Genomic DNA, 13,720 nt, shown 5'->3' with positions numbered 1-13,720 from the left:
CGACCGGCGCAGATGAGTTAGCGTTGCCGGGCAAATTCGTGCAGGAGGGCGTCCCGGTTTGCCGAGCCGGTCGCGCGCAGCATTCGGGCATCTTCGAAGAGGCTATCTGTGGCGGCAACGAGCGCATATTGCCGGCGCTTGGCATCGGCCTTTTCGCAGGTATGAAGCGAGCCACCGAGCTCGAATTGGCCAAAAAGCTGCTGCAGGTCTGCCGGGATGGAACGTCGGGAACTGGGGAACCACGGACTGGCGGCGGGTCGTCAGGCAATGTTGCAAAGGCATGGTGTCCTCTCAGGGGCAAGGTTGTCCTTGTGCCACCGAAGCCGGACGCCGGGGCGTCCACTGTAGCAGTTCGATGTAGCACCAAGCAGCCTAGAGAGACGGGTTTATATCTTCGCCAAGTCCTTGATTTTCAAGGACCCAAAGCAAAACTGCGCGCTTCTTTCGGAAGCGCGCAGTTTTGGTAATGCGTGGTGGCGAATCAGGGACTCGAACCCCGGACCTGCGGATTATGATTCCGTCGCTCTAACCAACTGAGCTAATTCGCCGTAGACGGGCGATTATAAGAACGCGGCCTGGCAAAGTCAACAACCAAATGCGGCTTTCTCAGGCCGGCTTTGCCCGGGCGATTCTTCCGGGCTTGCGCGCTAGTCCTGGGCGTAGATATCGGTGTTTTTGGTTTCCTTGATGAACAGCGTTCCGATCACGAAGGTGACCAGCGCGATGATGATCGGGTACCACAGCCCGGAATAGATGTCGCCGCGCGCCGCGACGATGGCAAACGCGGTGGCGGGCAGAAAGCCGCCGAACCAGCCGTTGCCGATGTGGTAGGGCAGCGACATCGACGTATAGCGGATGCGGGTGGGGAACATCTCGACCAGCATGGCGGCGATCGGGCCGTAGACCATCGTCACGAAAATCACCAGGATGGCCAGGATCACGACGATCATCGGTTTGTTCATCTGGGCCGGGTCGGCTTTGGGCGGATAGCCATCCGCTTTCAGCGTCGAGGTCATCGCCTGGTCGAACTCTTTCGCCTTGGCTTTGGCGTCGGCGTCCTTGCCGTTATACGCGGTGATGATCTTGTCGCCGATCTTCACCTGCGCAATGCTGCCGGCCGGCGCGGCCTCGTTGCTGTAGTTCAGCCCGGCTTTGGCGAGGGTGCTCTTGGCGATATCGCAGGAACTGGTGAATTTGGAAGTGCCGACCGGATTGAACTGGAACGAGCATTCGCCGGGATCGGCGATCACGGTGATCGGCGCGCGCGCCAACGCCGCTTCCAGCGCCGGATTGGCGTAATGGGTGAGTGCCTTGAAGAGCGGGAAGTAGGTGAGCGCGGCGATCAGGCAGCCGGTCATGATGATCGGCTTGCGCCCGATACGATCCGACAGTGCGCCGAACACAATGAAAAACGGCGTGCCGATGAGCAACCCTAGCGCGATCAGGATGTTGGCGGTATTGCCGTCGACCTTGAGCGTTTGCGTCATAAAAAAGAGCGCATAGAACTGCCCCGTGTACCACACCACGGCTTGTCCAGCGGTCAGGCCGATCAGCGCGAGGATGACGATTTTCAGGTTTTTCCATTGGCCGAACGATTCGGTCAACGGCGCCTTGGAGGTCTTGCCTTCCTCCTTCATGCGCTTGAAGGCAGGCGATTCGTTCAATTGCAAGCGGATCCAGAGCGAGACGGCCAGCAGCACGATCGACAGCACGAACGGCACGCGCCAGCCCCAGGCGCCGAACGCATCCTCGCCGAGCACAGTGCGGGTGCCGAGGATGACCAGCAGGGAGAGAAACAGGCCGAGCGTTGCGGTGGTTTGAATCCACGCGGTGTAGGCGCCGCGGCGACCCGCCGGGGCGTGCTCGGCGACGTAAGTGGCGGCGCCGCCATATTCGCCGCCGAGCGCCAGGCCCTGCAGCAGGCGCATGCCGATGAAAATGACCGGGGCGGCAATGCCCCATGACGCATAGCCGGGCAACAGGCCGACCACCAGCGTCGAGAGACCCATCAGGGTGATGGTGACCAGGAACGTATATTTGCGCCCGACCAGATCGCCCAGGCGGCCGAACACGAGCGCGCCGAATGGCCGCACCGCGAAGCCGGCGGCGAACGACAGCAGCGTGAAAATGAAAGCCGCCGTCGGATTGATCCCCGAGAAGAAGTGCTTGCTGATATACGCGGCCAGCGAGCCGGCGAGATAGAAGTCGTACCATTCGAACACGGTGCCGAGCGACGAGGCGAAAATGACTTTGCGTTCCTCGCGTGTCATCGGCGCGCGGGCAGCAGCAAGGGTGGCGGTTGCCATGAGGTTGTCTCCAGATATATTTATTTATGGATATGAATCGACGATCAAGCCGTCCCGTCGATTATTGGCTGGCAACCTTACCGGGCGCTGACGTGAAACTGACGCAAAACTGACGATGCGCCAAAGACGAAAAGTACTGGGGGTGCCGGCTACGACGGCACGGCGGGCGGGGAAGTCGTCGGTGCCGGAGCGAGCGGCAGGCTCACGCGTATGAGCGTGCCGCTCGTCGTGCCCGGGTGGGGCGGGTGTGGCTCGGCAATGACGATGTCGCCACGATGAATCTGAACGATCTCGCGCACGATGGCCAGCCCCAGGCCGCTGCCGTCGCTGCCGCTGCCGAGAATCCGATAAAAGCGCTCGAACACGTGTTCGCGTTCGGCAATCGGGATGCCGGGGCCGGTATCCTCGACTTCGATGAGCACGGACTCGCCGTCGGCAGCCGGACGCAGGCGCACGGTTACGCTGCCGCCCACGGGGGTATAGCGAATCGCGTTGTCGATCAGGTTATTCAGCATCTCGCGCAGCATCAGCGCATGACCGGTCAGCGTCAGCGGCTGGGCCGGCGCCTCATAGCCGAGGTCGATCTGCCGCGCGCGGGCGGCCTCAAACCAATCCTGTACCGCGTTGCGTGTGAGCGCGTCGAGCGGGATGGCACTGAAGGCCGACGGATCGCGCGCGCTGTTTTCCGTGCGTGCCAGGGCCAGCAACTGATTGGCCAGGCGCGCGGCCTGCTCCGAACTGGCCGCGATTTGCGACAGCGAGCGCCGCAATTCGTCAGGCGAAAGCTGGCGCAGGGCGAGCTCTGCCTGAGTGCGCAATCCGGCCAGCGGCGTCTTTAGCTGATGAGCGGCATCGGCAATAAAACGTTGCTGCATCTGCATGCTTTGCTCGAGGCGCCCCAGCAATTCATTGAGCGAGCCGACCAGCGGCGCGATTTCCGGCGGCGCGCGCTCGGCCTGAAGCGGAGACAAATCGTCGGGCCGGCGCGCGCGAATATGCTCGCGCAGCGCATGCAGCGGCGCCAGGCCGCGCGTGAGGCCAAACCACACCAGGACGATCGCCAGCGGCAGTACGATGAATTGCGGCAGAATCACGCCTTTGATGATCGCGTTGGCCAGGCGGTTGCGGCGCTCGAGCGTCTCGCCGACTTGCACCAGAGCGCTCGTGCCCGGCTCAATGGCCACACCGGGGGTGGCTGGCGGCAACTGGACATAAAGATAGGCGATACGGATGTCGTTGCCTTTGAGCGTGCCGTCGCGCAGATGCACGACGCCGGTCGGGGAGTGCGCATCTTCCGGCGGCAGCGGCAAGTCGGGCGTGCCGCCCAACAGTTCGCCGTGCGCGCCCAGCACCTGATAGTAGATCTGGCCGGCGCTGTCGGCGCGCAGGAAATCGAGCGCAGCGGGCGACAGCGCGAGCGAGGCCCGGGCGCCGTCGCGGTGCACTTGTTGCGCAAGCACATAGGCATTGGTTTGCAGCGTGTGATCGAACGGGCCGTTGGCGATCGACTGGGCGATCAGATAGGTGACCGCCAGGCTCAGCGGCCACAGCAGCAGCAACGGTGCCAGCATCCAGTCGAGTATTTCGCCGAACAGCGAGCGCGACGGCGAGCGCGGCTCGGATTCGTCGGGCGGCGCGAAGTCGTAGGTCTGGCCGGGGTGGTCCGGCAGGGGCTCGTCCGTCTGGCGGACTGCATGATCGAAAGAGCGCATGGACAGCCGGTGTGGTGCGTGGGTTCAGACCGCGCCGACGGGGCTGGCGGAGAGTTTCTCGAGGCAATAGCCGAGCCCGCGAATGGTGGCGATACGCACGCCGCTCGATTCGATTTTCTTGCGCAGGCGATGCATATAGACTTCGATCGCGTTGTTGCTGACTTCCTCGCCCCAACTGCACAGGTGGTCCACCAATTGTTCCTTGGAGACGAGCCGGCCGGTGCGCAGCAACAGGACTTCGAGCAATTCCAGTTCGCGCGCCGACAGGTCGAGCATCTGATCGTTCAGATAGGCAATGCGGCCGACCTGATCGAAACTGAGCGGACCATGCTGGATCACCGTGGCGCCACCGCCCGGGCCGCGCCGCGTCAGCGCCCGCACGCGCGCCTCCAGTTCGGCCAGGGCGAACGGCTTGGCCATATAGTCGTCCGCACCGAGGTCAAGCCCCTTGACGCGCTCATCGATGCTGTCGGCCGCCGTCAGGATCAGCACCGGCAGGTGCGAATGGCGCGCGCGCAGACGGCGCAGGACCTCCAGCCCGGAAAGATTGGGCAGCCCCAGATCGAGAATCAGCAAATCGAAGGTTTGCGCGGCCAGCGCCGAATCGGCCGCCAGGCCGGTGGCGACGTGGTCGACCGCGTAGCCGGTCTGGCGCAGCGAACGCGTCAGACCGTCGGCCAAAATACTGTCGTCTTCGGCGATTAGAATCCGCATGACCCTGATATGCTCTCTGAAAACGACCTGAGTTCGGCCGGTTTTGGGGTTTTATCAGCGCAAACGCTTGCAAAGAACACTGTTTTTTTATACAGTACCCAAAAGCGTGCCCTCATCCCGCTGCACCGCCGCCTCATCATAGCAAAGGACGATTCATGGAAGATAGCAAGAAAGCGCCTGCTGGCCTGACTGCCGAAAAAGGCAAGGCACTGGCCGCGGCCCTCGCGCAAATCGAAAAGCAGTTCGGCAAGGGTTCGATCATGCGCCTGGGAGACGGTGAGGTCGCACCCGACATCCAAGTCGTGTCCACCGGGTCGCTGGGCCTGGACATCGCTCTGGGCGTGGGCGGCCTGCCGCGCGGCCGGGTCGTCGAGATTTACGGCCCGGAGTCGTCCGGCAAAACCACGCTGACGCTGCAGGTGATCGCCGAGATGCAGAAAATCGGCGGCACGTGCGCCTTCATCGACGCCGAGCATGCGCTGGACATCCAATATGCCGGCAAGCTGGGCGTGGTCACGTCCGATCTGCTGATCTCCCAGCCGGACACCGGCGAACAGGCGCTCGAAATCGCCGATGCGCTGGTGCGCTCTGGCTCGATCGACCTGATCGTCATCGACTCGGTGGCCGCCCTGGTGCCCAAGGCGGAAATCGAAGGTGAAATGGGCGATTCGCTGCCCGGTCTGCAAGCCCGTCTGATGTCGCAGGCGCTGCGCAAGCTCACCGGCACGATCAAGCGCACGAACTGCATGGTGATCTTCATCAACCAGATCCGCATGAAGATCGGTGTCATGTTCGGCAACCCTGAAACCACCACTGGTGGCAATGCGCTCAAGTTCTACGCGTCGGTGCGCCTTGATATCCGCCGGATCGGCGCGATCAAGAAAGCAGACGAAGTGATCGGCTCGGAAACCCGAGTCAAGGTCGTCAAGAACAAAGTCGCGCCGCCGTTCCGCGAGGCGATTTTCGATATTCTCTACGGTGCCGGCATTTCGCGCGAAGGCGAAATCATCGATCTCGGCGTTACTGCCAAGATCGTCGAGAAGGCGGGTGCCTGGTATAGCTACAAGGGCGAGAAAATCGGCCAGGGCAAAGACAACGCCCGTGAATTCCTCAAGGAAAATCCGGAAATCGCCCGGGAAATCGAAAACAAGGTGCGTGAATCCCTGGGTGTCATCGCCATGCCGCAGAGCGAAGTGCTCGAGGAAGACGACGCCTAAATGATGTCGCGCAGGCCGTATCGTCGACCGACCGAAGTCACCGATGCGGCGCAGGGTGATTCGCCGCCCAAAACGGAAAACGCGAGCCGACGTCCCGGCCTGAGCCTCAAAGGCCGGGCGTTGGCTTATCTGGCGCGCCGCGAGCATAGCCGGCTCGAGCTGCGGCGCAAGCTCGCGCCGCATGCCGACAGTCAAGAAGAACTCGACGCACTGCTCGATCTCCTCGAGCAAGAGAACCTCCTCTCCAATCAGCGCTTCGCGGAAAGCGTCGTCAATCGCCGGGCTTCCAGGCTCGGCACCTCCCGCATCGTCAGCGAACTCAAGCAGCATGCGCTCGATCCGCAGGCGGTCAGCGATGTTGCCGAGCGGCTGCGCGGTACTGAATTCGAACGGGCCCAGGCCGTCTGGCAAAAAAAGTTCGGCCAGCCGGCGGACTCGCCGCAGGAGCGCGCCCGGCAAATGCGCTTCCTGGCCGGGCGGGGGTTTTCCCAGGGTGTGATCCGCAAGGTCGTGCGCGGCGCCGATTTCGACGATTGAGCGATCGGTTGCCAGGGCACCCTTGCCCGGCTGACGTGCCGCTCAGGAGGGGTTCCGGCCGTCCTGTGCTAAAATCATGTCCTTTCCGCGCTCATGCCTCTCATTTCCGCATGCCGCTCTCCGAGCCCGCCCCCCGTACCCCGCATCATCTCCGCACGATCCGTGTCGAAGCGTACGCGCGCGACGACGGCTTGTGGGACATCGAAGCCTGTTTGACCGACCACAAGGCGCGTGATTTCGTCCTCGCCACCGGCGTTCGCCCGCAAGGCTCTCCAGTGCACGAACTCTGGCTGCGCGTGACGATCGATGAGGCGCTCAATGTGCGAGAAGCCGAAGCGGTTTCCGACTGGGTGCCCTATCCGGGGATTTGCGATCAAATTGGTCCGGCCTACCGGCAACTGATCGGCCTGAATCTTGGCCGGGGATTCCGCAAAGCCGTCCAGGAACGACTCGCCGGCAAAGCCGGTTGTACCCACTTGACCGAACTATGCGGTGTTTTGCCGACGGCTGCCATCCAGGCGTTTGCCGGCGAGGTCATCAACACCCGCGATACGGCTGGAAGCGCCGACGACAATGCCGCGCCGCCCTTCCAGCTCGACCGGTGCCACGCGCTCAAATTCGAAGGCGAAGCCGTGCGCCGCTATTACCCGCGCTGGTATAACCACCGCGCTCCCGAACGAGTGAACGAACACCCCAAGGCGCCCAATGAGGCCGGGATGGTGGCCTCCGTTCGCCCGATTGATCCGAACCATCCAACTCAGCAAGAAGGGAATCACGCATGAAGATTCACGAGTACCAAGGCAAGGAAATTCTCCGAAAATTCGGGGTCGCGGTGCCGCGCGGCATCCCGTGCTTTTCCGTGGACGAGGCCGTCAAGGCGGCCGAGCAACTGGGCGGCGCGGTGTGGGTCGTCAAGGCACAGATTCACGCAGGCGGCCGCGGTAAGGGCGGCGGCGTCAAGGTGGCCAAGTCGATGGATCAGGTGCGCGAATACGCGAACGCGATCCTTGGCATGCAACTAGTGACGCACCAGACCGGCCCCGAAGGCCAGAAAGTGCGCCGTCTGCTGGTCGAAGAGGGTGCCGACATCAAGAAAGAACTGTATGTCGGTCTGGTCGTCGATCGCGTCACGCAGGAAGTCTGCGTGATGGCCTCGAGCGAAGGCGGCATGGAAATCGAAGAAGTGGCCGCCAAGACCCCCGAATTGATCCACAAGGTCTACGTGAATCCGGCGCAAGGCCTGACCGACGCCGATGCCGACGACCTGTCGCGCAAGATCGGCATCCCCGAAGCTTCGGTGCCGCAAGGTCGCGCCGCGCTGCAAGGCCTCTACAAGGCATTCTGGGAAACCGACGCGTCGCTGGCTGAAATCAATCCGCTGATCGTGACCGGCGACGGCAAGGTCATCGCCCTCGATGCCAAGTTCAACTTCGATTCGAACGCGCTGTTCCGTCATCCGGAAATCGTCGCCTATCGCGATCTCGACGAAGAAGATCCGGCCGAAGTCGAAGCTTCCAAGTTCGATCTGGCCTACATTTCGCTCGAAGGCAACATCGGCTGCCTGGTCAACGGCGCCGGTCTGGCAATGGCGACCATGGACACCATCAAGCTGTTCGGCGGCGAGCCGGCCAACTTCCTCGACGTCGGCGGCGGTGCCACGACCGAGAAGGTGACCGAAGCGTTCAAGATCATGTTGAAGAACCCGGAACTGAAGGCAATTCTGGTCAACATCTTCGGTGGCATCATGCGCTGCGACGTGATCGCCGAAGGCGTCATCGCCGCTTCCAAGGCCGTGTCGCTGAAGGTGCCGCTGGTGGTGCGCATGAAGGGCACCAACGAAGACCTCGGCAAGAAAATGCTGGCCGAATCCGGCCTGCCGATCATCTCCGCCGACAGCATGGAAGAAGCCGCACAGAAAGTGGTGGCGGCCGCCAAGGGCAACTGAGCGAACTATGAAGCGGGCAGCCGGCCGATGCGCCACGCGTGGCGTGCGGGCAGGCTGCCGGGCAACCGGATGAAGGAAATCAAGCAATGTCGATTCTGATCAATAAAGACACCAAAGTCATCACGCAGGGCATCACCGGCAAGACCGGTCAATTCCATACCCGCACGTGCCGCGAGTACGCCAACGGCAAGGCCGCCTATGTGGCGGGCGTGAACCCCAAGCGCGCCGGCGAGGATTTCGAAGGGATTCCGATCTTCGGCTCGGTCAAGGAAGCGAAGGCGCAAACCGGCGCGACCGTATCGGTCATCTATGTGCCGCCGGCGGGCGCCGCGGCCGCGATCTGGGAAGCCGTCGAAGCCGACCTGGACCTGGCGATCTGCATCACCGAAGGCATTCCCGTGCGCGACATGGTGGAACTCAAGGAGCGCATGCGCCGTGAGAACCGCAAGACGATCCTGCTCGGACCGAACTGCCCGGGCGTGATCACGCCCGACGAACTCAAGATCGGCATCATGCCGGGCCATATCCACAAGAAGGGCCGCATCGGTGTCGTCAGCCGCTCGGGCACGCTGACCTATGAAGCCGTTGGCCAGCTCACCGCGCTGGGTCTGGGCCAGTCGTCGGCCGTGGGTATCGGTGGCGATCCGGTCAACGGCCTGAAGCACATCGACGTGCTCAAGATGTTCAACGACGATCCCGAAACCGACGCCGTCGTGATGATCGGCGAAATCGGCGGCTCGGATGAAGAAACCGCGGCGCTGTGGGCCAAGGACAACATGAAGAAACCGGTGGTCGGCTTTATCGCGGGCGTGACTGCGCCCCCGGGCAAGCGCATGGGCCACGCCGGCGCGATCATTTCCGGCGGCCAGGGCACGGCGCAGGAAAAACTGGCGGTCATGGAGTCGTGCGGCATCAAAGTCACGAAGAACCCGTCCGAAATGGGCCGTTTGCTCAAGTCGGTGCTGTAAAGCGCGTTAGCCTGGCCCGTCGTCGGCGTGGTTGGCCGGCGGCAGGCGGGTCTGCAAAAAAGCGAGGGAATCCGCGGCGCGGGCTCCCTCGTTTTTATTTATGCGCGTGTGCCCGCTCACCTCACTTCGAGCAGTGAGCAGGTAGAATCCCTGATACAACCTCAGGGAGAACCTTTCACCGCATGATCGATTTTTTTGCTTCACTCAACTGGGCGGCAGTACTTCAAATCATCGTCATCGATATTCTGCTCGGTGGCGACAATGCCGTCGTCATCGCACTGGCATGCCGCAATCTGCCGTCGTCGCAGCGCTTGCAGGGTGTGCTGTGGGGCACGGCCGGCGCAATTCTCCTGCGCGTGATCCTGATCGTATTCGCCGTCGCGCTGTTGAATATTCCCTTCCTGAAGATGGCCGGCGGGTTGCTGCTGCTGTGGATCGGCGTCAAGCTGTTGCTGCCCGAGCACGACGCGCACGGCAAGATCGAACCGGCCGACCGCCTGGTCGCCGCGATCAAAACGATCATCGTTGCAGACCTGGTGATGAGTCTCGACAACGTGATCGCCATCGCCGGCGCCGCTGAAGGTGCGGCCGAGGAGCATCGTGTATTCCTGATCGTGTTCGGGCTCGTGGTCAGCATCCCCTTGATTGTGTGGGGCAGCCAACTGGTGCTCAAGCTGCTCGACAAATTTCCGATCATCATCACGCTCGGCGCGGCCTTGCTCGGCTGGATCGCCGGCGGCCTCATCGTCACCGATCCGGGCGTCAAACACTGGCCGGTGCTGGCCGGCGAGAACGTGCACTATATCGGATCGGTTCTCGGCGCGGTTGGCGTGGTGCTCGTCGGACTGGTCATGAAAAGCCGCATGCAGCGCCGCCGGCCGGGTGAGAAAACATCCGCCGAGTAGCATTGCCGATGACGGCTGGATTTGTCCGATGTTTGACCCAGGGCAGAGAGCCTGAAGGGCGGGTGTGGCATACTCCGCCCGGTTTTGGGGGATTTCTCCCCGTGCGCATATGATCTGACACGGAGATATTGCATGAAGCATCGCTGTACCTTACGACGTAAGCAGCCCGACTCGCGCGGCTTTACGTTGATTGAGCTGATGATCGTCCTCGCGATCATCGGTATCCTGGTCACTGTGGCCGTGCCGGCCTTTCAAAATTATCTGATCCGCGCGCGCGTGATGGAAGGCATGTCGCTGGCATCGTCCGCCAAAGCCGCCGTGACCGAGAACGCCATGCTCGGCGCGCCGCACCTGGCCGCCGGCTGGACGCCGCCTATGGCCACCGACAACGTCGCCTCCATCGCTACCAACGACACCAACGGCACCATCACCATTACCTATACCGAGCGCGCCGGCAATGGCACCCTCGTGCTCACACCCAAGGCCGCCTATGGCAATGATGCGGCCCCAGGGGCGCTGACGGCCGGCAAGACCCCGTCCGGTCAAATCGGCTGGACATGCGAGTCCAAGGATGGCGCGAACAGCGCCGCCACGCTCGATCCGAAATACGCACCGGCCGAATGCCGGCCCAAAAAGGGCTGAGCCAGGAGTCAGGCTAAAAAGAGCGCTTCTGAACCAAGCGCTTTTTTTGTATCCTTGCACTTTTGCCCCCGCAGGAAAGCCGCCCTTGTTCCCCCCCCTCATGCTGTCGAGCATCGGCCTGATTCTGGCGTTGTGCTGGAGTCTGCCGTTCAATCTGGTCTGGCACACCTACCCGATTTCGACGTTCTACGCCGAAAGCCTGGCCTTCTTTCTATGGGCGGTTCTCGTAGGGCTCCTAGTCATTGCTGTCGGCCAGCGTGACAGGCAATTGCTGCAACCGCCGCGCGCCGTGCTGGCGCCGCTTGGATTCATCGCAGTCTTGATGCTCCAGCTGTGGCTGCTGCCTCTGACCCAGCCGCTGATGATCGTCATCGGCTTGCTGTACGGATTGGCGATGATCACCGTCATGCACGCGGGGTTTTGGGCAAGCCGGCTTGGCTGGCGTGCCGTGCTGATGCGCTGGTCCGCTTACGCGCTGGTGGCCGGCGGGCTGTTCTCGGTGTTCTGCCTGTTCGTGCAGGCCGCCCGCCTCGAAGCGCATTTTTCATGGGTGGTGGCGCAATTTACCGGCGTGCAGGGGCGGCGGCTGTTCGCCAACATGTACCAGCCGAACCACGTTGCCACCTATCTGTCGTTCGGTTGCGCGGCCGCGCTTTACCTCTGGCATTTGCGCCGGATTCGCTGGCCCGTCTGGCTGCTGACGACCCTGTTGCTGTGCGCGGGGCAGGCGCTGACGGTATCGCGCACGCCGTGGGTTCAAGTCGTGGTGATAGCGGCGTTCGGCCTGTGGCTCGGCCGCGATGAGTTTCAACCCAGGCGGGTGCCGCCGCGCCGCACCGCCCGCTGGCTCGTGCCGCTGTCGCTGCCGGTGGTGCTGGCCGTGGCCACCCAGGGCGTCCTTTGGCTCAATGACCGCTTTGCGTGGCAACTGGCTGGCACGGCGATCGAGCGCTTTCACAATAGTGCGCAAATTTCCGATCGACTGAACATCTGGCGCTATGCATTGGCAATCTTTTTCAAGCATCCATGGCTGGGCGGTGGTTGGGGGGAGTTCATTAACCAGCAGTTTTTGTTGGCTGACCATCTTGGCACTGTCGCGATGGCCAACAATGCCCACGATGTCGTGCTCGACGTACTAGCCAAGACCGGCCTGATCGGCGCATTGCTGATTCTCGTGCCGCTGCTGTTTTGGCTGTGGCGCGCGCTGCGCAGCACCCGCGACGCCCCCGGCGTTTTCGCCTTGCTGCTCATTGGCGTGTTGAGCGTGCACGCGATGCTCGAATATCCGCAGCAGTATGCGTTCTTTCTGCTGCCCGTCATGTTTTTGATCGGTTTCACCGAGCCGCGCACGCTGCTGCGCGTCAAGCCTGACATCACGTGGGGATTCCATGTCGGTGTCGTGATTTCCGCGATGGCTGTGCTGGGGTATCTGTATCAGGACTACCAGCGCGTCGAGGTCGCTTACGAAGCCGGCCGCATCGAGGCCTACCGCCAGCATCCGGCGCGGTTCTTCACCTCGTACGGCGACTACGCCGTGACTGAGTCGCTGGTGCTCGACTCCAACCAGCTCGATGCCAAGATCGCCGCGCACCGCCAGGCGCTGACCTTGGGCGCCAGCAATGTGCTGATCGAGCGCTACGTCGTACTGCTGGCGCTGGCCGGCCGCGACGAGCCAGCACTGCTCAATGTCGCGCGTTTGAAGTCACTGGCTGGCGCCGCCTTTGCGGTGGAATATCGCAATCTGCTGCGTTTGTGCCGCGCGCAGGGCGACAGGTTGCAGCCGTTCGTGCGTCAACTGGAGCAGCGCTACGGCGCGCCGCGCGCTGCCAACCTGCGCACCGCGGCACCAGGTTAGCCGCCGCGCCGGCCGGTGCAGCGGCGCTCACGAACCCGATGACTCTCCCGAGTCACCCGTCTCGTCCGCCTCGCTCTCGTCGCCACGCGCCCAGAAGAAGCGATCCGGAAAGTACCGCCCCATGCCGGGCCGGAACGCATTGAGCATCACCTGCTGCAGATACTCCTGCGCCTCGCGCACGGCCGCCGGCGGCTCGAGACCGCTGGCAAGCAGTGCCGTGATGGCCGCCGCCAGCGTGTCGGTCGCGCCGGCCACCGGATAGGGCATGCGCTCCCAGGTGTCCTGCCGGACCAGGCCGGTCTCGCCGTGCAAGGTGTTGATCACCTGCTGCGTGCCGGAATCGGTGACCAGCACATACTCGCAGCCGTGCTCCAGCAATACGCCGATGGCTTCGTCCAGCGGGGCATTGTCGGCATCCAGGAAGGGTTGCGCGAGCAGCAGGATCGACGCATGGCTGGCGACCAGTACCGTGGTTTGCGGCGCCAGCAGCGTCGCGGTGGCCTCGCGCAACTCGTCTGCACTCAGCAGATGTTCGCCGGGCAGCGTGAAGTCCGGCGCCAGGATCAGCGGCATGTCGTCGTAGTCGGAGACGACCTCGGCGATTGCGCTGGCATTTTCCGCGCGAATCGTGCCACCGACCTTGAAGGCCGCGATCGGCATGTCCTCGAGCAGCATGCGGGCCTGGTCGGCAATCAGCTCCGCGTCGACCGCGACCACGTCGTCGCAGGTGCGGGAGTCTTGCAGCGTATAGCCCGTCAGCACCGAGACACCGTACCCGCCCATACTGGCAAAGGTAAGGATGTCGGCCTGCACGCCGGTGGCGCCAGTAGGGTCGGCCGGGCCAAACGTCAATATCAGGGGGGGCGCGTCGTTGGGCATATCTCTATTCTTGAGCCGGAGCGGTCTGTTCAGGCGGCGG

13 protein-coding genes and 1 tRNA gene are annotated in these 13,720 nt (G+C 62.9%); 8 read left to right on the top strand and 6 right to left on the bottom strand.

Going from position 1 to position 13,720, the window contains the following annotated elements; genetic code table 11:
• Positions 1–17 precede the first annotated feature (17 nt).
• The 5 genes from PATSB16_RS21320 to PATSB16_RS15240 form a co-directional block, all read right to left on the bottom strand.
• Positions 18–218 (bottom strand): DUF6538 domain-containing protein, encoded by a 201-nt coding sequence (locus PATSB16_RS21320; RefSeq protein ID WP_418303901.1) that lies wholly within the window; start codon positions 216–218, stop codon positions 18–20.
• Between the two features lie 253 nt (positions 219–471).
• Positions 472–548, bottom strand: a tRNA-Met gene (locus tag PATSB16_RS15255).
• A gap of 99 nt (positions 549–647) precedes the next feature.
• Entirely contained in the window at positions 648–2,306 is a 1,659-nt protein-coding gene (locus PATSB16_RS15250; protein WP_047214937.1) for an MFS transporter, read from the bottom strand.
• A 149-nt stretch (positions 2,307–2,455) separates the two neighbouring features.
• Positions 2,456–4,018, bottom strand: coding sequence for a sensor histidine kinase (locus PATSB16_RS15245; protein WP_083566811.1), 1,563 nt, complete (start codon positions 4,016–4,018; stop codon positions 2,456–2,458).
• A 24-nt stretch (positions 4,019–4,042) separates the two neighbouring features.
• Complete coding sequence (locus PATSB16_RS15240; protein ID WP_047214936.1) at positions 4,043–4,732, bottom strand: response regulator; 690 nt, start codon at positions 4,730–4,732, stop codon at positions 4,043–4,045.
• Between the two features lie 155 nt (positions 4,733–4,887).
• Here PATSB16_RS15240 and recA point away from each other — a divergent pair, with 155 nt between their 5' ends.
• From recA to PATSB16_RS15200, 8 genes are all read left to right on the top strand, one after another.
• Positions 4,888–5,949: a recombinase RecA gene (gene recA / locus PATSB16_RS15235; RefSeq protein ID WP_047214935.1), complete on the top strand. Its 1,062-nt coding sequence runs from the start codon at positions 4,888–4,890 to the stop codon at positions 5,947–5,949.
• Complete coding sequence (recX, locus tag PATSB16_RS15230) at positions 5,950–6,486, top strand: recombination regulator RecX (RefSeq protein ID WP_083566810.1); 537 nt, start codon at positions 5,950–5,952, stop codon at positions 6,484–6,486.
• 110 nt (positions 6,487–6,596) lie between these two features.
• Entirely contained in the window at positions 6,597–7,268 is a 672-nt protein-coding gene (locus PATSB16_RS15225; protein WP_047214934.1) for a DUF2889 domain-containing protein, read from the top strand.
• Entirely contained in the window at positions 7,265–8,431 is a 1,167-nt protein-coding gene (gene sucC / locus PATSB16_RS15220; protein WP_047214933.1) for an ADP-forming succinate--CoA ligase subunit beta, read from the top strand. Before PATSB16_RS15225 ends, sucC begins: the two co-directional genes overlap by 4 nt.
• An 86-nt stretch (positions 8,432–8,517) precedes the next feature.
• Positions 8,518–9,399: a succinate--CoA ligase subunit alpha gene (gene sucD / locus PATSB16_RS15215; protein ID WP_047214932.1), complete on the top strand. Its 882-nt coding sequence runs from the start codon at positions 8,518–8,520 to the stop codon at positions 9,397–9,399.
• 182 nt (positions 9,400–9,581) lie between these two features.
• Positions 9,582–10,304, top strand: coding sequence for a TerC family protein (locus tag PATSB16_RS15210; protein WP_047214931.1), 723 nt, complete (start codon positions 9,582–9,584; stop codon positions 10,302–10,304).
• Positions 10,305–10,436: 132 nt separating this feature from the next.
• Entirely contained in the window at positions 10,437–10,946 is a 510-nt protein-coding gene (locus PATSB16_RS15205) for a pilin (protein WP_047214930.1), read from the top strand.
• Positions 10,947–11,031: 85 nt separating this feature from the next.
• Positions 11,032–12,801, top strand: coding sequence for a PglL family O-oligosaccharyltransferase (locus PATSB16_RS15200; protein ID WP_169834624.1), 1,770 nt, complete (start codon positions 11,032–11,034; stop codon positions 12,799–12,801).
• Between the two features lie 27 nt (positions 12,802–12,828).
• On the opposite strand, the gene thiD is transcribed toward PATSB16_RS15200, so the two are convergent.
• Positions 12,829–13,680, bottom strand: coding sequence for a bifunctional hydroxymethylpyrimidine kinase/phosphomethylpyrimidine kinase (thiD, locus tag PATSB16_RS15195; protein WP_047214928.1), 852 nt, complete (start codon positions 13,678–13,680; stop codon positions 12,829–12,831).
• Positions 13,681–13,720: the final 40 nt, after the last annotated feature.

The organism is Pandoraea thiooxydans, assembly GCF_001931675.1.
Classification (GTDB): Bacteria; Pseudomonadota; Gammaproteobacteria; order Burkholderiales; family Burkholderiaceae; genus Pandoraea; species Pandoraea thiooxydans.
The sequence above is the reverse complement of the archived record's forward strand: the minus strand, read 5'-3'. Positions and strand labels throughout refer to the sequence as shown.

Excerpts from the sequence above, each read along its gene's own strand:
- PATSB16_RS15250 (WP_047214937.1), bottom strand. The coding sequence starts at position 2,306 with ATGGCAACCGCCACCCTTGCTGCTGCCCGCGCGCCGATGACACGCGAG.
- PATSB16_RS15225 (WP_047214934.1), top strand. The coding sequence starts at position 6,597 with ATGCCGCTCTCCGAGCCCGCCCCCCGTACCCCGCATCATCTCCGCACG.
- recA (WP_047214935.1), top strand. The coding sequence starts at position 4,888 with ATGGAAGATAGCAAGAAAGCGCCTGCTGGCCTGACTGCCGAAAAAGGC.
- sucD (WP_047214932.1), top strand. The coding sequence starts at position 8,518 with ATGTCGATTCTGATCAATAAAGACACCAAAGTCATCACGCAGGGCATC.
- PATSB16_RS15210 (WP_047214931.1), top strand. The coding sequence starts at position 9,582 with ATGATCGATTTTTTTGCTTCACTCAACTGGGCGGCAGTACTTCAAATC.
- PATSB16_RS15205 (WP_047214930.1), top strand. The coding sequence starts at position 10,437 with ATGAAGCATCGCTGTACCTTACGACGTAAGCAGCCCGACTCGCGCGGC.
- sucC (WP_047214933.1), top strand. The coding sequence starts at position 7,265 with ATGAAGATTCACGAGTACCAAGGCAAGGAAATTCTCCGAAAATTCGGG.
- thiD (WP_047214928.1), bottom strand. The coding sequence starts at position 13,680 with ATGCCCAACGACGCGCCCCCCCTGATATTGACGTTTGGCCCGGCCGAC.
- PATSB16_RS15240 (WP_047214936.1), bottom strand. The coding sequence starts at position 4,732 with ATGCGGATTCTAATCGCCGAAGACGACAGTATTTTGGCCGACGGTCTG.
- PATSB16_RS15245 (WP_083566811.1), bottom strand. The coding sequence starts at position 4,018 with ATGCGCTCTTTCGATCATGCAGTCCGCCAGACGGACGAGCCCCTGCCG.
- recX (WP_083566810.1), top strand. The coding sequence starts at position 5,950 with ATGATGTCGCGCAGGCCGTATCGTCGACCGACCGAAGTCACCGATGCG.